The sequence below is a fragment of the Pseudomonas sp. LBUM1678 genome (genome assembly GCF_059695575.1).
This window is the reverse complement of sequence record NZ_CP166775.1, coordinates 5,042,265-5,065,597: the sequence shown is the minus strand read 5'-3', so window position 1 is coordinate 5,065,597 and position 23,333 is coordinate 5,042,265. Positions and strand designations below refer to the sequence as shown.

At 58.6% G+C, this 23,333-nt stretch carries 21 protein-coding genes; 15 read left to right on the top strand and 6 right to left on the bottom strand.

The window, feature by feature from the left end:
- Positions 1-69 precede the first annotated feature (69 nt).
- The 3 genes from ACA070_RS23005 to flgA form a co-directional block, all read right to left on the bottom strand.
- The gene (locus ACA070_RS23005) at positions 70-537 is read right to left on the bottom strand and encodes a flagella synthesis protein FlgN (protein ID WP_461975961.1); all 468 of its coding nucleotides are present in this window, start codon (positions 535-537) and stop codon (positions 70-72) included.
- Positions 538-585: 48 nt separating this feature from the next.
- Positions 586-912: a flagellar biosynthesis anti-sigma factor FlgM gene (gene flgM / locus ACA070_RS23000; RefSeq protein ID WP_109633993.1), complete on the bottom strand. Its 327-nt coding sequence runs from the start codon at positions 910-912 to the stop codon at positions 586-588.
- A 165-nt stretch (positions 913-1,077) separates the two neighbouring features.
- Positions 1,078-1,839, bottom strand: a complete 762-nt coding sequence (gene flgA, locus ACA070_RS22995) for a flagellar basal body P-ring formation chaperone FlgA (RefSeq protein ID WP_461989109.1) — start codon at positions 1,837-1,839, stop codon at positions 1,078-1,080.
- 82 nt (positions 1,840-1,921) lie between these two features.
- Between flgA and ACA070_RS22990 the strand changes: the two genes are divergently transcribed.
- The 6 genes from ACA070_RS22990 (at position 1,922) to flgE (ending at position 7,087) form a co-directional block, all read left to right on the top strand.
- Entirely contained in the window at positions 1,922-2,854 is a 933-nt protein-coding gene (locus ACA070_RS22990; protein WP_497448466.1) for a chemotaxis protein CheV, read from the top strand.
- A gap of 46 nt (positions 2,855-2,900) precedes the next feature.
- Positions 2,901-3,728 (top strand): protein-glutamate O-methyltransferase CheR, encoded by an 828-nt coding sequence (cheR, locus tag ACA070_RS22985; RefSeq protein WP_007899126.1) that lies wholly within the window; start codon positions 2,901-2,903, stop codon positions 3,726-3,728.
- A 418-nt stretch (positions 3,729-4,146) separates the two neighbouring features.
- Positions 4,147-4,554 carry a flagellar basal body rod protein FlgB gene (gene flgB, locus ACA070_RS22980; protein WP_010457156.1) on the top strand — a complete coding sequence of 136 codons (408 nt, stop codon included), beginning with the start codon at positions 4,147-4,149 and terminating at the stop codon, positions 4,552-4,554.
- A gap of 3 nt (positions 4,555-4,557) precedes the next feature.
- Entirely contained in the window at positions 4,558-5,001 is a 444-nt protein-coding gene (gene flgC / locus ACA070_RS22975) for a flagellar basal body rod protein FlgC (RefSeq protein ID WP_010457154.1), read from the top strand.
- 15 nt (positions 5,002-5,016) lie between these two features.
- A complete protein-coding gene (gene flgD, locus ACA070_RS22970; RefSeq protein ID WP_497448465.1) occupies positions 5,017-5,742 on the top strand; it encodes a flagellar hook assembly protein FlgD in 726 nt (241 codons plus the stop codon).
- Between the two features lie 31 nt (positions 5,743-5,773).
- Positions 5,774-7,087, top strand: a complete 1,314-nt coding sequence (gene flgE, locus ACA070_RS22965; RefSeq protein ID WP_497448464.1) for a flagellar hook protein FlgE — start codon at positions 5,774-5,776, stop codon at positions 7,085-7,087.
- Positions 7,088-7,410: 323 nt separating this feature from the next.
- Here flgE and ACA070_RS22960 read toward each other — a convergent pair whose 3' ends face one another.
- Complete coding sequence (locus tag ACA070_RS22960) at positions 7,411-10,305, bottom strand: ribonucleoside-diphosphate reductase subunit alpha (protein WP_497448463.1); 2,895 nt, start codon at positions 10,303-10,305, stop codon at positions 7,411-7,413.
- 199 nt (positions 10,306-10,504) lie between these two features.
- Between ACA070_RS22960 and ACA070_RS22955 the strand changes: the two genes are divergently transcribed.
- The 3 genes from ACA070_RS22955 (at position 10,505) to ACA070_RS22945 (ending at position 13,358) form a co-directional block, all read left to right on the top strand.
- Positions 10,505-10,639, top strand: coding sequence for a hypothetical protein (locus ACA070_RS22955; protein ID WP_497448462.1), 135 nt, complete (start codon positions 10,505-10,507; stop codon positions 10,637-10,639).
- 398 nt (positions 10,640-11,037) lie between these two features.
- Positions 11,038-11,751 carry a response regulator gene (locus ACA070_RS22950; RefSeq protein ID WP_131060275.1) on the top strand — a complete coding sequence of 238 codons (714 nt, stop codon included), beginning with the start codon at positions 11,038-11,040 and terminating at the stop codon, positions 11,749-11,751.
- Positions 11,748-13,358, top strand: coding sequence for an ATP-binding protein (locus ACA070_RS22945; protein ID WP_497448461.1), 1,611 nt, complete (start codon positions 11,748-11,750; stop codon positions 13,356-13,358). The genes ACA070_RS22950 and ACA070_RS22945 overlap by 4 nt, the downstream gene beginning before the upstream one ends.
- Positions 13,359-13,518: 160 nt before the next feature.
- Here the strand turns inward: ACA070_RS22945 and ACA070_RS22940 are convergent, their stop codons facing one another.
- Complete coding sequence (locus tag ACA070_RS22940; protein WP_497448460.1) at positions 13,519-14,244, bottom strand: 4'-phosphopantetheinyl transferase family protein; 726 nt, start codon at positions 14,242-14,244, stop codon at positions 13,519-13,521.
- A gap of 227 nt (positions 14,245-14,471) precedes the next feature.
- Here ACA070_RS22940 and ACA070_RS22935 point away from each other — a divergent pair, with 227 nt between their 5' ends.
- From ACA070_RS22935 to ACA070_RS22915, 5 genes are all read left to right on the top strand, one after another.
- On the top strand, positions 14,472-15,074 hold the full coding sequence (locus ACA070_RS22935; RefSeq protein ID WP_497448459.1) for a hypothetical protein: 603 nt from the start codon (positions 14,472-14,474) through the stop codon (positions 15,072-15,074).
- A 180-nt stretch (positions 15,075-15,254) separates the two neighbouring features.
- Positions 15,255-15,932 (top strand): response regulator, encoded by a 678-nt coding sequence (locus tag ACA070_RS22930; protein WP_497448458.1) that lies wholly within the window; start codon positions 15,255-15,257, stop codon positions 15,930-15,932.
- On the top strand, positions 15,929-17,275 hold the full coding sequence (locus ACA070_RS22925; protein ID WP_497448457.1) for an ATP-binding protein: 1,347 nt from the start codon (positions 15,929-15,931) through the stop codon (positions 17,273-17,275). Before ACA070_RS22930 ends, ACA070_RS22925 begins: the two co-directional genes overlap by 4 nt.
- 309 nt (positions 17,276-17,584) lie before the next feature.
- Complete coding sequence (locus tag ACA070_RS22920; protein WP_497448456.1) at positions 17,585-19,597, top strand: hypothetical protein; 2,013 nt, start codon at positions 17,585-17,587, stop codon at positions 19,595-19,597.
- Positions 19,598-20,036: 439 nt separating this feature from the next.
- The gene (locus tag ACA070_RS22915) at positions 20,037-20,393 is read left to right on the top strand and encodes a DUF6124 family protein (protein ID WP_497448455.1); all 357 of its coding nucleotides are present in this window, start codon (positions 20,037-20,039) and stop codon (positions 20,391-20,393) included.
- Positions 20,394-20,542: 149 nt separating this feature from the next.
- Here the strand turns inward: ACA070_RS22915 and ACA070_RS22910 are convergent, their stop codons facing one another.
- Positions 20,543-21,541 carry an AraC family transcriptional regulator gene (locus tag ACA070_RS22910; protein ID WP_497448454.1) on the bottom strand — a complete coding sequence of 333 codons (999 nt, stop codon included), beginning with the start codon at positions 21,539-21,541 and terminating at the stop codon, positions 20,543-20,545.
- Between the two features lie 339 nt (positions 21,542-21,880).
- On the opposite strand from ACA070_RS22910, the gene ACA070_RS22905 reads away from it, so the two are divergent.
- Complete coding sequence (locus tag ACA070_RS22905) at positions 21,881-23,215, top strand: dicarboxylate/amino acid:cation symporter (RefSeq protein WP_497448453.1); 1,335 nt, start codon at positions 21,881-21,883, stop codon at positions 23,213-23,215.
- Positions 23,216-23,333: the final 118 nt, after the last annotated feature.

Genomic DNA, 23,333 nt, shown 5'->3' with positions numbered 1-23,333 from the left:
TTTGACTGCGACTTGCTAGCATACTGCCAGCATGTGGCGCGTCTTGATAGAGCGTGCTCATTAACAGGCTCAAGCCTGACTAAGCGGGCGCGGCTTCGCTAGCATGGAGGTTGATCCGCGGGCATCGTAAAGCGCTGGCGGTTCGCCGCCGGTGAGGATTTTCAGCTGATTGGCCGTGGCGGCCTGCTGGACCAGGATCGACTGGCCATTATTGACGTTGGCCGCCTGGCATTGAGCCAGGAGATCGGTCAGTTTGTCGCTCTGTTCCAGCAATTGATCGCCGATGCTCGACTGGCTGGCAAGTTGCTCCAGGCCGTTGCGATTGGTCGGCAGATTCAGGCTGGCGAGGATTTCACTGCGCTTGCGGCCATGCTGTTCCAGCAGAATGATCATTGCCTGTTTCTGCGCCAGAATATCTTCGAGCAGCGGCATGTCGCGACCGTGCAACGCGATGGATTCGGTTTGCAGTAACTCCAGCAAGTATTGTGCTGGAGCAAAGTCGTCGGTGATCAGTTGCAGTAAATTAGTGTCGTGCATGGCTGGCCTTGGGGTTTAAGCGTCCAAAAGCCTGGCGCAGGCCGTGGCCTAGCGCTGGGCTTCGAAGTTGAGCAGTTTGCTGGCTACACGGTTGCTGTCGACTTTATAGCTGCCATCGGCAATCGCTGCTTTCAACTCGGCCACGCGGGCGTTGTCGACGGCAGGCTGATCGCGCAGCTTGTCAGTGACCTTCTGCAACTGTTGAGCCTCATTGCTGAGGTGTACCGATTCCCCGCTTTTGGCGGTACTGGCCTGTTCGGCCGGGGTATTCAGCGGCGCGGATTTGCCGGTTTCGGCAGTTTCCTTCGCGGTGCTGGTACGCGTACTACCGGTAAGTGACGAGGAGCTGTTCAAACGGCTGAAATCGATGACCATGATAAAAAACCTCTGGGTATTTGGACGCTTGCCATGTTTTCGGCTCTCCCTGCGAAAACTTTAGGCCCATTTATCAATGAGCTTGCATGCGCCAGCGCTAGTCCTGCCTGCGGCACAGTTTAGGGAACAGCCGGGCGGCGCGCCATCTTTCACCCACAGATCGTTCTACATGGCCACTTCCACCTGGCCGGGCGCAGTGACTTGCGCCTTGATGACCCGCTGGGAGTTGAGGTTTTTCACACGAATCTGTTCACGCAGGCCGCCGTTGGACAGGGCTTCGCCCGGCATACGCACACTGAGCGTACCACTGCGGGCGGTAATCACCACCTGATCGCCCTTGCTGATGACTTCGGCCTGTTCGAGATGAACCAGCGTCAGCACCTGATTGGCGACCGTTGGTCGGGTAAGTTTCTGCCCGACAGCCTGATCCATGGAGGTGAAATAACCCTGGTTGATCAGGCTGATATCCCGCTCGCGCAACATGACGTCGCCGGGCTCGATGACCCCGGCGCGTTTAAGTGGGCGCGTGGTCGTGACAACGTCTCGAAACAGGCGGACTTGAGCGGGCACGAAGACTGTCCAGGGGGATGTGCTGTCGCAACGGACCTTGACCGTCACCCGCCCGATCGGGGTCGCCGGGCTCTCCAGGGTGGCTGTCAATTCCTTGTCGCACATGGGCATGCGCAGTCGTGGATCGAGCTGGTTGACCTCGATTTCGTAGCGGCCTTCCGTTTGACTGGTGGCCAAATAGTCTTCTACGGTGAATTCAAGAAAGCCCTGAGTGACGCCGATAAGCATGTCAGGCAAGGTAACCGCGTCAGCAAGGGCAGGGCTGCCAGCGTTGAACAGGCAAACGGCCGACATCGCGCAAAGCAATTTGCGGGAAGTTGATGTCAGGCGTCGGAAAAATGTCGGTTCTGTGTTCATAAGAGTTAAAAAGCAAGCGCCGTGCCGTTTAGCAATAAATGTGCGTCGCAACACACTTAAGCGTTGGTGTAGGAGTCTGTGCATGGCTGGTGTAATGGATGCGGTAAACCAGCGCACGCAACTGGTTGGGCAGAATCGCCTTGAGCTGTTGTTGTTCCGTCTCGACGGCCAGCAGCTGTATGGGATCAACGTGTTCAAGGTTCGGGAAGTGCTGCAATGCCCCAAACTGACCGTGATGCCCAAGTCCAGTCCTGTCGTGTGCGGTGTGGCAAGTATCCGGGGGGCGACCATTCCAATTCTTGATCTGGCAATGGCGACCGGCTCCGGCGCACTTAAAGATCAGAGCAATCCCTTCGTAATCATCACGGAGTACAACACCAAGACCCAGGGTTTCCTGGTGCGCTCGGTGGAGCGCATCGTCAACATGAACTGGGAGGAGATTCATCCGCCACCCAAGGGCACGGGACGCGATCATTACCTGACAGCTGTGACTCGGGTCGACAATCAGTTAGTCGAAATCATCGACGTCGAGAAAGTGCTGGCGGAAGTGGCGCCGACACCGGAAGCGATTTCGGTCGGCGTGGTGGATGTCGAAACCCAGCACAAGGCGCTGTCCCTGCGCGTATTGACGGTCGATGACTCGTCGGTGGCGCGCAAGCAGGTGACCCGTTGCCTGCAGACGGTCGGCGTCGAAGTGGTGGCGTTGAACGACGGCAAGCAAGCGCTGGATTACTTGCGCAAACTGGTCGATGAGGGCAAGAAGCCGGAAGAAGAGTTCCTGATGATGATTTCCGACATCGAGATGCCGGAAATGGACGGGTACACGCTGACGGCCGAGATCCGCAACGACCCGCGCATGCAAAAGCTTCATATCATCCTGCATACTTCGTTGTCGGGTGTATTCAATCAGGCAATGGTCAAGAAGGTCGGTGCGGATGACTTCCTTGCCAAATTCCGTCCTGATGACCTGGCATCCCGGGTAGTCGACCGGATCAAAGCAGCAGATATCAGCTAGGGGCCTTCTGCCCCTGGTGGTTAACACGATTTAAGAGGCGGCATCTTTGTCTACGGGTAATTTGGATTTCGAACAGTTCCGGGTATTCCTGGAAAAAGCCTGTGGCATTTTGCTCGGTGAAAACAAGCAATACCTGGTCTCGAGCCGTCTCAACAAACTGATGGAGCAGCAAGGCATCAAGTCCCTGGGGGAGCTGGTTCAGCGCATCCAGACCCAGCCGCGCAGCGGTTTGCGCGAGATGGTGGTGGATGCCATGACCACCAACGAAACCTTGTGGTTTCGTGATACCTATCCGTTTGAAGTCTTGAAGAACAAGGTGCTGCCTGAAGCAATCAAGGCGGCCCCCGGCCAGCGTTTGCGGATCTGGTCGGCGGCGTGCTCGTCGGGTCAGGAACCGTATTCGCTGTCGATGTCCATCGATGAGTTCGAGCGCGTCAACATGGGCCAGCTGAAGATGGGGGTGCAGATTGTGGCCACCGACCTGTCCGGCACCATGCTGACCAACTGCAAGACCGGCGAGTACGACAGCCTGGCCATCGGCCGTGGTCTGTCGCCCGAGCGCCTTCAGCGTTACTTCGACCCCAAAGGGCCGGGACGCTGGGCCATCAAGGCGCCGATCAAGAGCCGCGTGGAGTTTCGCTCGTTCAACCTGCTGGACAGCTATGCGGCCCTGGGCAAGTTCGACATCGTGTTCTGCCGCAACGTGTTGATCTACTTCTCCGCCGAGGTGAAGAAAGACATCCTGTTGCGTATTCACAGCACGCTCAAGCCGGGCGGTTATCTGTTCCTCGGCGCCTCCGAAGCGCTGAACGGTTTGCCGGATCATTACCAGATGGTCCAGTGCAGCCCGGGGATCATTTACCAGGCGAAGTGATTCGTTGGCAGCATCACAAAAACGGGAGTCCTCAGGGGCTCCCGTTTTTTTGCCTGCCGTTATTTTTGAAAACACCACTAGACCCTGTAGGAGCGAGCCCTGTGGCGAGGGGATTTATCCCCGTTCGGCTGCGAAGCAGTCGTAAACGCGGTTTAACTTTGAAATGCCAGGGGCCGCTTCGCAGCCCAACGGGGATAAATCCCCTCGCCACAGGGCTCGCTCCTACAGTGAAAGAAGGTGTTCGTGAGAGGGGGGAAAGCGGCAGAAAAGCGGCAGGCGGCGGACATCGGTTGCCGCTTTTCTGGCATTGCCGCCTTGCCACTGCCGGCAAAGCCCCGGTTTACGGGCTTTTTTGAATTGGCACGCCGCTTGCTATGTCTCTGTTACGAAAAATCAGGTCACCCGAAGGTTTCCCGACATGAGCATCAGCTTCGATAAAGCGCTCGGTATTCACGAACAAGCCCTGGGCTTCCGCGCGCAGCGTGCCGAAGTCCTGGCCAACAACATCGCCAACGCCGACACCCCGAACTACAAGGCTCGGGACCTGGAATTCTCAAAAGTGCTTGCCGCACAGAACGAGAAAACCAAGGGCGGCACTTTTGCCTTGAACATGACCAACAACCGTCATATCGAAGCCGAAGGCCTGGGCAATGGCGACGAGTCGCTGATGTATCGCACGCCGATGCAGCCGTCGATCGACCAGAACACCGTCGACGCCCAGCTGGAACAGTCGAACTACGCGGAAAACGCCGTCGGCTTCCAGGCCAGCTTCACCCTGCTCAACAGCAAATTCAAAGGGCTAATGTCAGCCCTGCGCGGAGAGTAATTCATGTCTCTATCCAGTGTTTTCAACATTGCCGGTAGCGGCATGAGCGCCCAGACCACGCGCTTGAACACCGTGGCCTCGAACATCGCCAACGCCGAAACCGTCTCGTCGAGCATCGATCAGACCTATCGCGCCCGTCACCCGGTGTTCGCCACCATGTTCCAGGGCGGCCAGAGCGGCGGCAGCGATTCGCTGTTCCAGAACCAGGACGCCGCCGGTCAAGGCGTACAAGTGCTGGGCGTGGTCGAAGACCAGAGCAACCTTGACGCGCGTTACGAGCCGAACCATCCGGCCGCCGATGCCAAGGGCTACGTCTACTACCCGAACGTCAACGTCGTCGAAGAAATGGCCGACATGATTTCCGCCAGTCGCTCGTTCCAGACCAACGCTGAAATGATGAACACCGCCAAAACCATGATGCAGAAGGTCCTGACCCTCGGTCAGTGATAAGGGGCGACTCAGATGAGTGTTACCGATACCACCAGCAGCGTGAGCATCAAGGACGTCTTGGCCAATTCTTCGGTCAAGACCAACAACACCAGCAGCGACGGCCTGGCCGCGGCAACTAACAGCGCCACGGGCAAGCAGGCGTTGGGCAAGGATGCGTTCCTGCAGTTGCTGGTCACCCAGCTGAAAAACCAGAACCCGCTCGAGCCCCAGGACAACGGTGACTTCGTGGCGCAACTGGCCCAGTTCAGTAGCCTGGAAGGCATCACCACGCTTAACGATACGGTCAGCGGCATTGCCGGCAACTACAACTCCTCGCAGGCGCTGCAAGCGTCTTCGCTGGTGGGCCGTTCGGTGGTTGCGCAGACCGACACAGCCGTCGTCGATACCTCCAAGAGCTTCAACGGCACGGCGGTAGTACCGGCATCGGTGGATCCGGTCACGATCAAGATCACCGACGCCGATGGCAAAGTGGTCCGCACCATCGACCTGGGCAGCCAGAAGGCCGGCAACGCCAGTTTCATCTGGGACGGCAAAAACGATGCGGGCGAAGTGGCCAAGGCCGGCACTTACAAATTTGCCGCCACCGCGACCTACGACAGCCAGGCGACCTCGCTGGTGACTTACCTGCCGGCAACCGTTAACAGCGTGACCATCAGCCAGACTGGCGGTGAGTTGATGCTGAACCTGGCAGGCCTGGGCAGCGTTGCCCTGTCCAAAGTACAAACCATTGGTATATAGAGCCGACTAACACGGCACAAAGGAGTGGAATATGTCTTTCAATATCGGCCTTAGCGGTCTCTATGCAGCCAACAAACAACTGGACGTGACCGGCAACAACATCGCCAACGTCGCGACCACCGGTTTCAAATCGTCCCGTGCAGAATTCGAAGACGTGTACTCGGCCACTCGGCTGGGTACCGGCAGCAAGACCGTCGGTAACGGCGTGCGTCTGGCCAACGTTGCCCAGCAGTTTGGCCAGGGTGATGTGAACAACACCGGCAACGTGCTGGACATGGGTATCCAGGGTAACGGTTTCTTCATCCTCAGCGACAACGGTTCCCTGAGCTACACCCGTGCCGGTGCGTTCAAGACTGACGCTGAAAACTACGTCGTCGACAACAACGGCAACCGTCTGCAAGGTTACGGCGTTGATGACAACGGCAAGATCATCAATGGCGTGCTGACCGACCTGAAAATCGACACCTCGAGCCTGTCGCCAAAGGCGACCACTCGCGTCGACCAGACCATGAACCTTAACTCTTCGGAAACCCTTCCGACCGTTACGCCGTTCAATCCAGCCGAGCCATTGAGCTATAACAAGCCAATCTCCACGCCGATCTTCGACAGCCAGGGTAACCAGCACACTCTGGATCAGTATTACGTAAAAACCGGTACTAACGCGTGGACCGTGTACACCTTCGTGGACGGTCGTTCGCCTTCCAACCCGGCCACCGAGCCACCGGTGCCTGTGACGGCCAACGTGACCTTCAACTCTGACGGTACCGTCAACACCATGACCGGCAGTGCGGGTTTTGCCGTGACCGGCAAAACCTTCAATCTGACCGGTTGGGTGCCAGGCGTGGTAACCAACGGCAGCGTGACGCCGAAAGTCTGGGGTCCTAATGGTTCGGTTCCGGCCACTGGGGGGGTGAAATTCGACATGACCAAAACCACCTCTTTCAACTCGGCGACTGCTCGTACCCAGCAGTTTCAGGACGGCTACGCCACTGGCCAGATCTCCAGCCTGACCATCGACGAAAGCGGTGTCATGACCGCCAACTTCAGCAACCAGCAAACCAAGGCCATCGGCCAGGTAGCGGTCGCCAGCTTCGCCAACGAACAAGGCCTGCAGCCAATCGGTGGTACACGCTGGAAAGAAACCTTCGCCTCGGGCGTGGCCGGTGTCGATGCACCGAAAACCGGTACGCTGGGTGCGGTAGTGTCCAACTCCCTGGAAGAGTCGAACGTCAACCTGACCAACGAGCTGGTTGATTTGATCAAGGCGCAGAGCAACTACCAGGCGAACGCCAAGACCATCTCCACCCAGAGCACCATCATGCAGACCATCATTCAGATGACCTGATGCTGGTTGGCGCTGCATAAAGAGGCCCCTCGTGAGAGGGGCTTTTTTATGGCCGGGATTTGTCTCGGATGCCGAATTTTTCGTTGTCAGTGATGGCCCCTTCGCGGGCAAGCCTCTATACGTCGTCCATATGATCTACGCGATCCTGTAGGAGCGAGGCTTGCCCGCGAATGGCGCTCCGCGGTGTTGACTGAAATGACCGCGCTATCGTTCTTCGCGGGCAAGCCTCGCTCCTACGGGAGGCAAAAGAAAACCCCCGATCAATCCAGAGGACTGATCGGGGGTTATCCAGGTAAGCGCCTTTCAGCGCTTACCGGCTCAGCTCATTGGCAAGCTTCGCAATCCGGCTCGTCGATGGCGCAAGCCTTTGGCACTGGAGCAGGGCCGGCAGGAGCAGCCAGGACCGAATCTTCACCGTGGTTGCCGCCGCTGGAAACAGCGTTCAGCTTGCCGGTGTTGATGGTCGACTTCTCGGTGCTGGTCGCGGCCAGGGCACGGAGGTAGTAAGTGGTTTTCAGACCACGGTACCAGGCCATGCGGTAGGTCACGTCCAGCTTCTTGCCCGATGCGCCAGCGATGTACAGGTTCAGCGACTGAGCCTGGTCGATCCACTTCTGACGACGGCTTGCCGCGTCAACGATCCACTTGGTGTCCACTTCGAAGGCAGTCGCGTAGAGCTCTTTGAGTTCCTGCGGGATGCGCTCGATCTGTTGCACCGAACCGTCGTAGTACTTCAGGTCGTTGATCATGACCGAGTCCCACAGACCGCGAGCCTTCAGGTCGCGAACCAGGTACGGGTTGATCACGGTGAATTCGCCCGACAGGTTCGATTTCACGTAGAGGTTCTGGTAGGTCGGTTCGATCGACTGCGAGACGCCAGTAATGTTGGCGATGGTCGCGGTCGGTGCGATGGCCATGATGTTGGAGTTACGAATGCCTTTCTGTACACGGGCGCGAACCGGTGCCCAGTCCAGGGATTCGTTCAGGTCAACGTCGATGTACTTCTGGCCACGCTGTTCGATCAGGATCTGTTGCGAATCCAGCGGCAGGATGCCTTTGGACCACAGCGAACCCTGGAACGTCTCGTAGGCGCCGCGCTCGTCGGCCAGGTCGCAGGAAGCCTGGATCGCGTAGTAGCTGACCGCTTCCATCGACTTGTCGGCGAACTCGACGGCAGCGTCGGAACCGTAAGGGATGTGCTGCAGGTACAAAGCGTCCTGGAAGCCCATGATGCCCAGACCCACCGGACGGTGCTTGAAGTTGGAGTTCTTCGCTTGCGGCACCGAGTAGTAGTTGATGTCGATCACGTTATCGAGCATGCGAACGGCGGTGTTCACGGTGCGTTCCAGCTTGGCGGTGTCCAGCTTGCCGTTGACGATGTGGTTCGGCAGGTTGATCGAGCCCAGGTTGCAAACGGCGATTTCGTCCTTGTTGGTGTTCAAGGTGATCTCGGTGCACAGGTTCGAGCTATGGACCACGCCCACGTGCTGCTGCGGGCTGCGCAGGTTGCACGGGTCTTTGAAGGTCAGCCATGGGTGGCCGGTTTCAAACAGCATGGACAGCATTTTGCGCCACAGGTCTTTGGCCTGGATGGTCTTGAACAGCTTGATCTTGCCTGGGTACTGGGATAGCGCTTCGTAGTACTCGTAACGTTCTTCGAAGGCCTTGCCGGTCAGGTCGTGCAGGTCTGGCACTTCGGATGGCGAGAACAGGGTCCACGGGCCGTCATCGAAGACACGCTTCATGAACAGGTCAGGGATCCAGTTGGCGGTGTTCATGTCGTGGGTACGACGACGATCATCACCGGTGTTCTTGCGGAGTTCGATGAACTCTTCGATGTCCATGTGCCAGGTTTCCAGGTAGGCACAGACAGCGCCTTTGCGCTTGCCACCCTGGTTAACGGCGACGGCGGTGTCGTTCACCACTTTCAGGAACGGAACAACGCCCTGGGATTTGCCGTTGGTGCCCTTGATGTACGAACCCAAAGCACGAACCGGCGTCCAGTCGTTGCCCAGGCCGCCAGCAAATTTCGACAACATGGCGTTGTCGTGGATCGCGTGGTAAATGCCCGACAGGTCATCCGGCACGGTGGTCAGGTAGCAGCTGGACAGCTGTGGACGCAGGGTGCCGGCGTTGAACAGGGTTGGCGTCGACGACATGTAGTCGAAGGACGACAACAGGTTGTAGAACTCGATCGCACGGTCTTCTTTCTGCTTCTCTTCGATCGCCAGGCCCATGGCCACGCGCATGAAGAAGATTTGCGGCAGTTCGAAGCGGATACCGTCCTTGTGGATGAAGTAACGGTCGTACAGGGTTTGCAGGCCCAGGTAGGTGAACTGCTGATCGCGCTCGTGGTTGATCGCCTTGCCGAGTTTTTCCAGGTCAAAAGTGGCCAGGACCGGGTTCAGCAATTCGAATTCGATACCCTTGGCGATGTACGAAGGCAGGGCCTTGGCGTACAGGTCGACCATTTCGTGGTGAGTCGCGCTTTCGGCAACTTCCAGGAAGCTCAGGCCTTCGGCACGCAGGGTGTCCATCAGCAGGCGGGCGGTGACGAACGAGTAGTTCGGCTCACGCTCGACCAGGGTACGGGCGGTCATCACCAGGGCGGTGTTGACGTCGGTCAGGGCCACGCCGTCGTACAGGTTTTTCAGGGTTTCGCGCTGGATCAGGTCGCCGTCGACTTCTTCCAGGCCTTCGCACGCTTCGGTGACGATGGTGTTCAGGCGGCCCATGTCCAGAGGAGCAAAGGTGCCATCGGCGCGGGTGATGCGAATCGACGGGTGAGCGTTGACCGCTTCCTCGGTCGGTGCGTGGGCAGCGCGTTCTTTCGAACGACCGTCACGGTAGATCACGTAGTCGCGGGCCACTTTCTGCTCGCCGGCACGCATCAGGGCCAGTTCAACCTGGTCCTGGATTTCTTCGATGTGGATGGTGCCGCCCGAAGGCATGCGACGCTTGAAGGTCGCGGTGACTTGTTCGGTCAGGCGGGCAACGGTGTCATGGATTCGCGACGAGGCGGCAGCGGTGCCGCCCTCAACTGCGAGAAACGCTTTGGTGATCGCGACGGTGATCTTGTCATCGGTGTAAGGAACGACAGTGCCGTTACGCTTGATCACGCGCAGTTGGCCAGGCGCGGTGGCGGACAGATCCGAAGTCGAATCAGCGGCCTGCGGCAAGGTGCCCTGCGGGTTCTCGCGAGTTGTGTCGGTTTGCATGGGGGTGTGTCTCCACATTCTCTATGTTTGTTTGAGCACCTTCATGGTGCCCACCGTTCTGTCCTGAAGCACTACAACCGACGGGCGTCGGGCATAACAACTTCGGGACAGTAGGAAAAGGCTAATGATGCCGCTTCCTTGCCGAAGTCTTTGGTCGCGAGCCAGAGCCCGAAACCGGATTCCATTCTGGGTGACAGTAATGACTGCAACACCCGTACCGTTCTGGCTGTTCTGGCCTAAAAAAACGGTGCCATCCGCAGGTGCGGTTTGGGCTTTCAAAATCACGCTTGGTTCAACCAGAAACAGCAATAAAGCGCTTGAGTTTCTGGTCTGAAATGTGGTTGGGCTTTTTAAGCCAAAACCCTACATGTAGGGTTTTTTTGGCGCCGTGCTACAAGATAATGCGTTTTGGAGGGTGTTGCAACGTACTACCTGTGGATAAACCTGTGCGTAAATTGTGTGTGAAAGAGGGAACAGGCGTGTAGGCCGCGACCTAGCTGGAGCGGACCGTTTTTCACTGATTTTCAGCGATTGAAAACAGTCATTCGGATTTTTAAGGGCGCGAACCCTATCACAAAAAACCGGGTTGTCCGAACGCATTTGCCGGCTTGTGTTCTCGGCGTTCGGCGTTTATACAATCGGCCAGTGTGTATGCTTTCTTATCCTCCCCAATCATTACAAAAAGACGGGCGGATCCTTCCTTATTCGTGTTGTTGGCAAGCAGAGGTCACCGTGGAGCAAGAAGCCTGGCAGATATTGATTGTGGAGGACGACCAGCGTCTGGCCGAACTGACCCGCGATTACCTGGAAGCCAATGGCCTGCGCGTATCGATCGAGGGCAATGGTGCCCTGGCCGCGGCTCGCATCATTAATGAAAAGCCGGACCTGGTGATCCTCGACCTGATGCTCCCCGGCGAAGATGGCTTGAGCATCTGCCGCAAGGTCCGCGACAAATATGACGGCCCGATCCTGATGCTCACCGCCCGCACCGATGACACTGATCAGATTCTTGGCCTCGACCTGGGCGCCGACGATTACGTGTGCAAACCCGTGCGTCCACGCCTGCTGCTGGCGCGCATCCAGGCGTTGCTACGCCGCAGTGAAGCCCCTGAGGTGGCCCCGGAAAAACAACGGCGCCTGCAGTTCGGTCCGCTGGTGGTGGACAACGCTTTGCGCGAGGCCTGGTTGAATGACAACGGCATCGAACTGACCAGCGCCGAATTCGATCTGCTGTGGCTGCTGGTGGCCAACGCCGGGCGCATCCTGTCCCGGGAAGAGATTTTCACCGCGCTGCGAGGCATCGGCTATGACGGCCAGGACCGCTCCATCGACGTGCGCATCTCGCGCATCCGCCCGAAAATTGGAGACGACCCGGATCATCCACGACTGATCAAAACCATCCGCAGCAAAGGTTATCTGTTCGTTCCGGAAGCCTGCACCCTGTGAACTCGATCTTCCTGCGCATCTACGGCGGCATGTGCGCGGCGCTGATTCTGGTCGCGGTGCTCGGCGTACTGGCGTTGCACCTGCTCAATCAGGTGCGCAGCGAGCAATACCGCGAACGCCTGGCCCACGGCACCTTTTCGCTGATGGCCGACAACCTGAACCCGATGAACGAAACCGAGCGCCACCGGGCCTTGCTGGTGTGGGAGCGTTTGATGGGTATTCCATTGGCGCTGAAAACCTTCGCCCAGACCGACCTCGACCTGACTCAGCGCACCCGCGTGTTGCGCGGCCAGGCGCTGGTGGAACAGACCGGCCCGCACGCGGCAAGGGTTTATCGCCTGGTCAGCGACAAGGAGCAGCTGGTTCTCACGGGCGAGGTGCAGCAGATCAGCGAGCAATTGGCGCGAGCGACTATTTACCTGCTGGCCGACGAACTGGTGCGCGTGCCGGTGGCCGAACAGCCCAAGCGTCTGGCGCAGTTGAAACACGACAAGGGCTTCGGTTTCGACTTGCGGCTGGTCACCGTCGACCAGGCAGACATGGACGAAGACCAGAGCCGCCGGATCTCCGAAGGCGACACGGTGATGGCACTGGGTAAGGGCGGCGACTCGATCCGGGTATTCGCCGGTATGGTCGGCACGCCGTGGGTCCTGGAAATCGGCCCGCTGTATCAGATGAATCCTTATCCACCGGAATGGCTGGTGCTGATCGCGGCGCTTGGTTTGAGCCTGATCGGTTTGATCGTCTATCTATTAGTGCGACAACTTGAACGTCGTTTACGTGGCCTCGAAGCCGCTGCCACGCGCATCGCCAAGGGCAGCCTGGAAACCCGCGTACCGGCGCGCGGCGCGGACTCGGTGGGGCGACTGGCCTCGGCGTTCAACGGCATGGCAGAGCACTTGCAGCAGTTGCTGGCGATCCAGCGTGAACTGGTGCGCGCGGTGTCCCACGAATTGCGCACCCCGGTGGCGCGCCTGCGTTTTGGCCTGGAGATGATCGGCTCGGCCACGACGCCGCAGGCCCTGGAGAAATACCGCGAAGGCATGGACCACGACATCGAGGACCTCGACAAGCTGGTGGACGAAATGCTGACCTACGCGCGCCTGGAGCAGGGCTCGCCGGCGCTGAATTTCCAGCGGATCGATCTGGATGCGTTGGTCAATCAAGTGATCGAGGAATTGGCGCCGTTGCGCGCCGAGGTCACGGTGCAGCGCGGGTTGTGCCTGTCAGCGGCCGATTGCGATGACGCCTGGGTCGAGGCCGAGCCGCGCTATTTGCATCGGGCGATTCAGAACCTGGTGAGCAATGCCATGCGCCACGCCTCGTCGCGGGTGACCGTCAGTTATCAGGTGGGGCAGCAGCGTTGCCGGGTGGACATCGAAGATGACGGGCCGGGGGTGCCGGAGTCGGCGTGGGAGAAAATCTTCACGCCGTTCCTGCGTCTCGATGACAGCCGCACCCGGGCGTCTGGCGGGCATGGGTTGGGGTTGTCGATCGTGCGGCGGATCATCCACTGGCATGACGGGCGGGCGTTGATCAGCAAGAGCAAGAGTCTGGGCGGGGCGTGTTTCAGCCTGAGTTGGCCGAGGAATCAGGAGCGGCGGTGAGATTGGCGCAAAACCTGTAGCAGCTGGCGAAGCCTGCGTTCGGCGACGCAGTCGTCGTAAACCCGGCAAACGCGGTTTACCTGAAAGACCGCGGTGTCTGATTTTACGACGACTGCGTCGCCGAACGCAGGCTTCGCCAGCTGCAACAGGGAAAGCGCTCTCAGGCCTTGATACTGACCAGACTCAACAACTGCCCATCCACCATCCCAAACTGCGCATCCAGCTCTGTGCCATTGCGCCATTCGCTGGACAGGTCAGTCAGCAGCCGCAACCGCACTTCACCCGCCTCGGTCCATTCCAACACCTCGGCATGTTCAAAATAAAACCGCTGCTGGACAATCGGATACAGCGCCTTGAACAAACTTTCCTTCACCGAAAACGTCAGCGTCACCAGCATCGCCAGCTGATCACGGGGGCCTGCCGCCATGCGCTGCAACTCGGGCGGGGTGAGGATTTCCCCGGCCAGACGTTCGGCCCGTTCAGGGTTGAGCAGGTTTTCCAGATCCATCCCCAAACCACGCCAATCGGCTTTCTTCGCCACAATCGCCGCGGCCCGGCCGGTGCTGTGGGTGATTGAGCCGCTGATATGCGCGGGCCACACCGGCGCCCGGTCTTCACCGATGGCCGGGGTAAAACTCAGCCCTTCCAACTGCTGCAACGCCGCCCGGGCGCAGACCCGACCGGCCAGAAACTCGGCCTGACGCTTGGCGACCGAACGCTGAATGCTCGCCGGCGGCTCGATGGCGCTGCGCTGGAAATCATCACTGGCCAGTTGCGAGGTGTCGAAGCGCGTGCTCAACAGCACCGTATCGGGCAGCACAAACGGCAGCGGCCAATGGGCATCGAGCGGGGTGCAGCAGACGGGTAGGGCGGGGGCGGGATTCATGTCGCGCATTTTGCCGGGTTGCCATCAGGCTGGGTAGTGGCAACCGCTTTTGTGGCGAGGGCGCTTGCTCCCGCTCGGCTGCGCAGCAGTCGTAAGTCAAAGTCATCAAAACAGCCAAGCCGATTTGATTCAGCTCAGGTTCAGAGTGTGTTCAGGGGGAGTTCAGGGGTGCTTGCGTAACCTTGCCCCGTACCCAAAAAGCAAATAGCGCATGAGGAAATTCCCCAATGACTAACTTCAAAAAACTGCTTCTGGCTTTCACCGTCCTGGGCGCGAGCACCGCCGCTTTCGCCTCCGACGACAATTTCGCCAGCCTTACGCTTGGACAAACCAGCGACAAGGTCAAAAAGTCCCACGCCCTGAACGACAACCTCAACAGCCCGAACGCCGACGGCGTGATTGGCAAGGACACCACCTGGGGTGTGCGTCTGGGCCAGCAAAACAGCCAGGGTCGCTACTACGCCACTTACGACAACGTGTCGGGCTCGCACAATGGCATTAAACTGCGTCAGGAAAACCTGTTGGGCAGCTACGACCTGTTCTACCCGGTGGGCGGCAGCACCAAATTGTTCGGCGGTGCCACGGCCGGCCTGACCAAAATGACTCAGGAGTCCCCAGGTTTCAGCCGCGACAGCAACATCGGTTACGCCATTGGCGGCCAGGTTGGCGTGTTGCAGCAAGTGTCGCAAAATACCTCGGTCGAGATGGGTTACCGTTACCTGCGCAGCAACGCCAGCACCGAGATGAGCGAGCGCGGTGGCAGCAAACAGGGTTCGCTGGACCTGACCAGCAGCGCCCAGACGTACCTGTCGGCGAACTACGCTTTCTGATAAGAAATGTCTGTCAGATAAACGCAATCCCTGTAGGAGCGAGCCTGCTCGCGATGCGGCCAGCACATTCGACATTGATGTCGACTGACACGCCGATATCGCGAGCAGGCTCACTCCCACAGGTTCTGCGGCCTGAATGAATTGTGCTGCTGGAGATAACGATTTGCCTAGGAGAGCGTTATGAAACTGCTGGTCGTCGAAGATGAAGCTCTGTTGCGCCATCACCTGCAAACCCGCCTGACGGACAGCGGCCACGTGGTCGAGTCCGTGGCCAACGCCGAGGAGGCGCTGTACCAGACCGAGCAGTTCAACCACGACCTGGCGGTGATCGACCTCGGCCTGCCGGGCATGAGCGGGCTCGACCTGATCCGCCACCTGCGCTCGCGCGGCAAGACCTTCCCGATCCTGATCCTCACCGCGCGCGGCAACTGGCAGGACAAGGTCGAAGGCCTCGCCGCCGGTGCCGACGATTACGTGGTCAAGCCATTCCAGTTCGAAGAACTCGACGCGCGCTTGAATGCCTTGCTGCGCCGCTCCAGCGGATTCACCCAGTCGACTATCGTCGCGGGGCCGTTGATGCTGGACCTTAACCGCAAACAGGCGTCCCTTGATGAACAACCGCTGGCGCTGACCGCGTACGAGTACCGAATCCTCGAGTACCTGATGCGACATCACCAGCAAGTGGTGGCCAAGGACCGCTTGATGGAACAGCTCTACCCGGACGACGACGAGCGCGATCCGAACGTCATCGAAGTGCTGGTCGGCCGTCTGCGCCGCAAACTCGAAGGCCCGGCCGGGTTCAAACCGATCGACACCGTGCGTGGCCTCGGCTACCTGTTCAATGAGCGCTGCACTTGATTCGTTCTCTTCGTGTCCGGTTAATGCTCGCCGCCGCCACTCTGGCGGTGCTGTTCATGCTGGCATTGCTGCCAGCGATGCAGGGCGCGTTCAGCCTGGCGTTGCAGGATTCCATCGAGCAGCGCCTGGCATCGGACGTCACCACGCTGATCTCCGCTGCACGGGTGGAAAACAACTCCCTGCAGATGCCGGCGCAGCTGCCCGATGAACGCTTCAACCTGACCGACAGCCGCTTGGTCGGCTACATCTATGACCGCGAAGGTCACCTGGTGTGGCGCTCGAAGGCCACCCGCGAAGAAAAGATCAACTACAAACCGCGTTACGACGGACGCGGCAACGAATTCGCGCGCATTCGCGAGGCCGATGGTCAGGAATTCTTCGTCTATGACGTCGAAGTCAAACTGCTCGGCGGCAAAAGCGCGGCGTTCAGCATCGTTGCGTTGCAACCGGTGCGCGAATACGAAGTCACCCTCGAAGGCCTGCGCGAAAACCTCTACCTCGGTTTCGGCGCCGCGTTGCTGGTGTTGCTGGCGCTGCTGTGGATCGGCCTGACCTGGGGCTTGCAGGCCTTGCGTCGGCTCAGCCAGGAACTCGACGAAATCGAAAGCGGCGCCCGCGAAAGCCTCAGCGAACAACACCCGCGCGAACTGCTGCGCCTGACCGGCTCCCTCAACCGCTTGCTGCACAGCGAACGGGAACAGCGCAGCCGCTACCGTGATTCCCTCGACGACCTGGCCCACAGCCTTAAAACCCCGCTGACCGTGCTGCAAGGCGTCAGCGAAGACATGGCCCAACGCCCGGAAAACCGAGATCAGGCCTGGGTGCTGCAAACCCAGATCGAACGCATGAGCCAGCAGATCGGCTATCAACTGCAACGTGCCAGCCTGCGCAAAAGCGGTCTGGTACGCCACCAGGTGCAACTGCGCCCGGTGCTGCAAAGCTTGTGCGACACGCTGGACAAGGTCTACCGCGACAAGCGCGTGCGGGTCGCTTTCGATCTGCCGGATCAGTGTTACGTGCCGATCGAGCAAGGCGCGCTGCTGGAAATGATGGGCAACCTGCTGGAAAACGCCTATCGCCTGTGCCTGAGCGAAGTGCGCATCAGCGTGCGCGAAACCCTGAGCGGCGTTGAGTTGTGCGTTGAAGATGACGGGCCAGGCGTGCCGCCGGATCAGCGGGCGCGGATTCTGCAAAGGGGCGAGCGGCTGGATCGCCAGCACCCGGGGCAGGGGATCGGGCTGGCGGTGGTCAAGGACATCATCGAGAGCTACAGCGCGAAGCTGACACTCGGGGATTCGTCGATGGGCGGGGCGGCGTTCCGGATTCATTTTCCGGTAGTTTGATGGTGTTCTTACGGGCCTCTTCGCGAGCAGGCTCGCTCCCACAATGGATCTTCGGTGAACACACTACTTGCGGCCACTCGAGATCAGATGTGGGAGTGAGCCTGCTCGCGATAGGTCCAGTCAATTCAGTACAAAAACCAGTTCTCTTGAGCGCGACAAGCCCCGTATCAAGCCGGGTTTCTGAGCTGACCATTCGTCGAAAAACACTACCTACCTGTTATTTCTGACAGTAGCCAATTTCTTCCTCCCAGTGTGTGATTGCCTTGGGGCCCGCGAGGGCTGAAAGCCTTCACACTCTGGGAGAGAATAATGGACATCCAGTCAACGGCGTTGAACCAGTTATTTGAACTTGTTCCAGTGATCATTCAAGGCTGGATCACTCCGGTTCGTCCTCCGGGTATTGCCGCTGGTGGTATTCCCCACTCTATTTACGATGATCAAACCAAGGGGCTGGAATGCCTGGTCGACCCATGGGCCGAGCCCCTGATGGCGGTCACGGCGGTGGATGATCGAGTAGATTTGTACATCGAAGGCGTAGCCGCACCGGTGGATGGCAAAACCATCAGTCCAGGTGAAGAGCAGTTGCGTGTGCGCCTGTACGTGCCCCGAGGGAGATTGAGGGACGGCATCAACATTATTTTTTACAGAGTCACCCGGCCCAGTGGCAGCTTCGAAGACTCTCGAAAACTCGAAGTGCTCTACCACCTTCGGGCACCCGGCGCACCTGCCCCGACAAATACCCGTCTGCAAATACCGGCCGATGTCCGTTCGAACGGCGTCGATGCCGAGCGGGCCAGGCAAGGTGTGATGTTCGGATTCGATTATTCCAATCGGCGAGCCTACGACCTTATTCGCCTGACGCTGGGTGTGGTGCAGGTTGAGCGCGAAGTAACGCCCGCAGAGGCGGGGCCGGGATTGCCCGTTGTGACACAAACGCTGTTTACCGACACTTTCGTCCAAAGTGGCGATGACCCACAAACGGTGCTCGAGTATTCCGTCACTGATCAACTGGGTAATTTCAGCCAGTCCGCACCTGAGTACATCGATGTTCACGTCAGCCGTATAACATTGGAAAAGGCAATCCTTCGAGAAATCCCGACCGAGAACAATGACGACCCTAATACTGTGGACCTTGCCAAGATGAACGGCGGGCCGTTGTGGGCGTTGATCCATTTGATCCAGGCAATCTGGCAGGTGGGGGATGAAATACATCTGACGTTCACCGCGATGCTGAATGGCAGCCAGGTTGCCTTTCATGAAGCAACGTTGCCGATCACGCAGGTGCCGGGGCAAATCGCCTGGGATATCCCCAACAGCAAGGTAATTGCCGACAGTGACGTAATGGTCACGCACGAGCAGATACGCGCAAATACGGTGATTGCTACTTCGACAACTGCCGAGGCGAAGGTGATTGGTGAGGCGGTGGATGAGAAGCCTTCTATTACCTCAATCAGAGGCGCTTCGGGTGGGGTCGATATTCCCGACGGCGGCACGACTCGCGAGAAGGAACTGGTGGTGTCCGGGCTGGCCAGTAAAGGTCAGAAAGTGGATGTGACCGACGGCGAGGTTTCCAAAGGCCAGCCCACGGCCGACCTGAAGACGGGGATCTGGAGCTTGCCGGTGTCCGGCTTGAGCCTTGGACTTCACCGTTACATCGCGACGGCGCTGTACGGTTCGGGTAAGACCTCCGAGCCAAGGACAGTTGACGTAATAGCAGTGGTCGCGCCGACTATCAGTTCGGTCAAAGGCTCGCCCAGTGGTGTTGAGATTCGTCAAGGTGGCCATACGGTAGAGACCACTGCGGTGTTGACCGGTCGAGCGGGTAATGGCCTGCAAGTCGATGTGCTCGATGGCGCCGTGTCCAAGGGGAAACCGTTCGCCCATCAAACGACTGGGATCTGGACTCTTACAGTATCGACGCTTGGGGTGGGCTCCCACAGCTTCACCGTCAAAGCGCTGTATGACAGCATTCCGCCGTCAGCCGCGCGGCAGTTTACGATCATTCCACGTTATACAAGCCCAACGATTACCAGTGTCTTCCGAAACGACACCGGAGCACCTGTTCCCAGCGGGTCAAGTGTTCCTCGTGGGGTTAGTTTAAAAGTAATTGGGGCATGTTATTCGCACCCTGCGATCTCGCGTTTGCTGGCGATCAGAGGCAGTAATGGTCACAACGGGGTGACGGAGGTGTTTCCCGGGGCCAACACTTTCATCAACCCCGGTTTCGGGTGGCCTACAAACCCGGGATACGGGACATATCATGTCTTTGACGAATTATCGGGACTAATCAGTCAGAACAGTTGGGGGATCAACTGGACCTGAAGATAGGGAAAGGTCACGGGAGAGGCGGCATATTAGTTTATCTGCCCGATACTTCTTTGCTCGGCCCTGAGTGAGTAATAAACGGAGATGTTTAAAAAACATCTCCAGACACTCACTCAGGCTACACATCCTTGCGCCGCTGCCTACGACTACGCCAGAATCCGCCGGCTTGTGCGCCTGGGGCGTGGGCTCTATCGTTTGCGGGTCGCTGACGAATCAGCGATCGGGTTTAGCGATCCGATCCCCTACACAGACGCAAAAGCGCCCAAGTTTGATTGCAGTTTCTAATGCCTGCAATTTGCGTAATGGTGGCTGTGCGTGGGAGACCTTCGAGGTCTACCCGGGGTTTCTGTGTCCCGGATCGCTAACCTGCGTACAGCCGCCACCTTTACTTGTTTAGCGATAGGTCGTGGCGGCTTAACCAACCACGGAGCTTTACATGTTCAAAATTACGCCCAACCCACCGGAAACCGACGACGTTTCTCCCTACGATTCCACAGACTCCAAAAAACTCAACGAAGCCGCCGACCGCGCCCTCGATTACTACCTCAAACCGGTCATTCCCAAAGACACGCCACGTAAACCCAGCACGATCTACTTCGTCGCCCCTGATACCGATGACGAAACGTTGCTGGTCAACGCTTGTGAATCCATGGCATCAGCAAGTGTGATGTTGAGTAATTTCGCGGGGTTGATGGAGGGGCCGCATCGCAACACCGTGCTGGGGATTCAGCAGGTTGTGATGCTGGGGGAGCTGGCAGTGAATCGGATGCTGGACAGGCTTGATCCGCCATAGGCGTTCAGTCAGGTAGACCGCGTCATCGTTCAATCGCGAGCAGGCTCGCTCCCACATTTGATCTCCTGAGTTCACACAATTATGTGTTCACTGAAGATCCTGTGGGAGCGGGCTTGCTCGCGAAGGGGCCAGTCGATTCAACCGAAGATTCAGTTCTCCTGTGCGCGATAGGCCCCTGGCGTCAAACCCGTCCACTTCTTGAACGCCCGATGAAACGCCGAAGGCTCGGAAAACCCCAGTTGCTCGGCAATCTGCTGCAACGACAGATCCGCCCGGCCCAGGTGATAAATCGCAATGTCCCGGCGCAACTGATCCTTCAATTCCTGAAAACTTGACCCTTCTTCCCGCAAGTGCCGGCGCAAGGTCTGCGGGCTGATGTGCAGGTGCGCGGCCACGGCTTCGAGGTCTGGCCAGCGGGAACTGTCGCGGCTGAGCAAGCGACGCAGCTGGCTGCTCAGACTGTCGCCGTCATCCGGGCGCGACAGCAGGTTGGCGGGGGAGTGTTGGAGGAAATGTTTGAGGGTGCGTTCGTCCTGCAGCAGCGGCATGTCCATGTAGCGGCTGTGAAACAGCAGGCTGCTCTGCTCCGTGGAAAACACCAGGGGGCAGGGGAACAGCAAGTCGTATTCGGCGCCGTGTTCGGGCCTTGGGTAGCTGAACGTCGCCTGCTCCAGCCGAATGCGCTGGCCGATCAGCCAGCTGCCGAGGCGATGCCACACCATCAACTGGCTTTCGGTGAGGAAATGGTCCGGGTCCTGGAACTTCGAATCATCGAGGCTCAGGCGGATCATTTCGTCTTCGCGGGTCAGGGTCAGGCGCGGACCGTCAGGGAATAGGCCATAAAACAGTAGGCCGCGTTGCAGAGCCTTATCGAGGTTGCGGCAGTGGATCACGGCGTGGCACATCATGGCGAAGGTGCCGGTTTTACTGGGTGTCGGCCCGAAACCGAGGTACTCGTCGTCGAGGGCCAGCCACAACTCCTGGATCAATCGCGTGAACTGCTCCGGCGCAATCCGCGCACGCGGCTCCTCCAGCAACTCAGGGCTGATGCCCAGTTGTTGCAGCAGATTTGAATAGTCATAACCCAACCGGCGCGCGCCACCGAGGACGGCACGGGCGAAATGACTGGCGATGGTGCGCTCACGCATGGCAGGCAGGTCCGACCCATTGAACGACGGATGGTAGCTGTCGCTCCTGATGATGAACAGGCGGATATCCGCCAAATTGTAGGACGAGGTCTGGAGGATGGGCGGAAATCCGCCACATTGTTGTAGCCGGTCAGTGGCAAGGCTGAACCTGTAACCCTTGATGTCAAAAGGCTCGCAGGCTTTTTGACGAAGGTGGCACGGGCCTTGCGATACAACCAGCAGATGCCTGCCGTTGCGCAGCTCGACAAAACAAATCCCTCCAGTGCAGGAGGGTTCGCAAATGAGGTGTCGTTGACAACAGATGGATGTTGTCGCGGGACGCTCTTGAGGAACTTTGCAATGACGACTCGTCAGCCAATATACAAATCCCTGTATTTCCAGGTGATCGTTGCTATCGCCATCGGCATCTTGCTCGGTCACTTCTACCCGCAGACCGGTGTGGCCCTCAAGCCGCTGGGTGACGGGTTCATCAAACTGATCAAAATGGTCATCGCGCCGATCATTTTCTGTACGGTCGTCAGTGGTATCGCCGGCATGCAGAACATGAAGTCGGTCGGCAAGACCGGCGGTTATGCGCTGCTGTACTTCGAAATCGTTTCGACCATTGCCTTGCTGATCGGTCTGGTCGTGGTCAACGTCGTGCAACCGGGCGCCGGCATGCACATCGACGTGACGACTCTGGACACCAGCAAAATCGCGGGTTTCATTTCGGCCGGTAAAGACCAGAGCATCGTTGCCTTTATCCTCAATGTGATCCCGAACACCATCGTCGGCGCGTTCGCCAACGGCGATATCCTGCAAGTGCTGATGTTCTCGGTGATCTTCGGTTTCGCCCTGCATCGCCTCGGTGCCTACGGCAAGCCGGTGCTGGACTTCATTGATCGCTTTGCTCACGTGATGTTCAACATCATCAACATGATCATGAAGCTCGCCCCGGTCGGTGCCTTCGGTGCAATGGCCTTCACCATTGGTGCTTACGGCGTAGGCTCGCTGGTGCAACTGGGTCAGTTGATGATCTGCTTCTACATCACCTGCATCTTGTTCGTGGTGGTTGTCCTGGGCGCCATCTGCCGCGTCCACGGCTTCAGCGTCTTGAAGCTGATCCGTTACATCCGTGAAGAACTGCTGATCGTGCTGGGCACTTCCTCTTCGGAATCCGCTCTGCCTCGCATGCTGATCAAGATGGAACGCCTGGGCGCGCAGAAATCCGTTGTCGGTCTGGTGATCCCGACGGGTTACTCGTTCAACCTCGACGGTACTTCGATCTACCTGACCATGGCCGCCGTCTTCATCGCTCAGGCGACTGACACCCACATGGACATCACTCACCAGATCACCCTGTTGCTGGTGCTGTTGTTGTCCTCCAAAGGTGCCGCGGGCGTAACCGGCAGTGGTTTCATCGTGCTGGCCGCTACCCTGTCTGCCGTTGGTCACCTGCCGGTTGCCGGTCTGGCGCTGATCCTTGGTATCGACCGCTTCATGTCTGAAGCCCGTGCGCTGACCAACCTCGTGGGTAACGCTGTTGCGACCCTGGTCGTGGCCAAGTGGGTGAAAGAGCTGGACGAAGACAAGCTGCAAGTCGAGCTGGCTTCCGGCGGTCGCGGTATCTCCGACGAACGTGAAGAAGACGACCTGGGCGTGGCCGAAGGCCCAACCCCAAGCAACGTCAAGTAAGACGCGCTGTAATGAAAAACCCGCTTCGGCGGGTTTTTTCTTGTCCGGGATTTGAGCGCAACGGTCACCGCTGCTGACACTTCAGGTGATTGCTGCAATGGGTTTGCCTGCCTAGGCT

Bases quoted from the DNA above. Each gene is read 5' to 3' on its own strand.
- flgC (WP_010457154.1), top strand. From the start codon at position 4,558: ATGTCTCTATCCAGTGTTTTCAACATTGCCGGTAGCGGCATGAGCGCC.
- flgB (WP_010457156.1), top strand. From the start codon at position 4,147: ATGAGCATCAGCTTCGATAAAGCGCTCGGTATTCACGAACAAGCCCTG.
- ACA070_RS22955 (WP_497448462.1), top strand. From the start codon at position 10,505: ATGACTGCAACACCCGTACCGTTCTGGCTGTTCTGGCCTAAAAAAACG.
- ACA070_RS22920 (WP_497448456.1), top strand. From the start codon at position 17,585: ATGGACATCCAGTCAACGGCGTTGAACCAGTTATTTGAACTTGTTCCA.
- ACA070_RS23005 (WP_461975961.1), bottom strand. From the start codon at position 537: ATGCACGACACTAATTTACTGCAACTGATCACCGACGACTTTGCTCCA.
- flgE (WP_497448464.1), top strand. From the start codon at position 5,774: ATGTCTTTCAATATCGGCCTTAGCGGTCTCTATGCAGCCAACAAACAA.
- flgM (WP_109633993.1), bottom strand. From the start codon at position 912: ATGGTCATCGATTTCAGCCGTTTGAACAGCTCCTCGTCACTTACCGGT.
- ACA070_RS22915 (WP_497448455.1), top strand. From the start codon at position 20,037: ATGTTCAAAATTACGCCCAACCCACCGGAAACCGACGACGTTTCTCCC.
- ACA070_RS22940 (WP_497448460.1), bottom strand. From the start codon at position 14,244: ATGAATCCCGCCCCCGCCCTACCCGTCTGCTGCACCCCGCTCGATGCC.
- ACA070_RS22905 (WP_497448453.1), top strand. From the start codon at position 21,881: ATGACGACTCGTCAGCCAATATACAAATCCCTGTATTTCCAGGTGATC.
- ACA070_RS22960 (WP_497448463.1), bottom strand. From the start codon at position 10,305: ATGCAAACCGACACAACTCGCGAGAACCCGCAGGGCACCTTGCCGCAG.
- ACA070_RS22935 (WP_497448459.1), top strand. From the start codon at position 14,472: ATGACTAACTTCAAAAAACTGCTTCTGGCTTTCACCGTCCTGGGCGCG.
- ACA070_RS22910 (WP_497448454.1), bottom strand. From the start codon at position 21,541: ATGCGTGAGCGCACCATCGCCAGTCATTTCGCCCGTGCCGTCCTCGGT.
- ACA070_RS22990 (WP_497448466.1), top strand. From the start codon at position 1,922: ATGGCTGGTGTAATGGATGCGGTAAACCAGCGCACGCAACTGGTTGGG.
- flgA (WP_461989109.1), bottom strand. From the start codon at position 1,839: ATGAACACAGAACCGACATTTTTCCGACGCCTGACATCAACTTCCCGC.
- ACA070_RS22930 (WP_497448458.1), top strand. From the start codon at position 15,255: ATGAAACTGCTGGTCGTCGAAGATGAAGCTCTGTTGCGCCATCACCTG.
- flgD (WP_497448465.1), top strand. From the start codon at position 5,017: ATGAGTGTTACCGATACCACCAGCAGCGTGAGCATCAAGGACGTCTTG.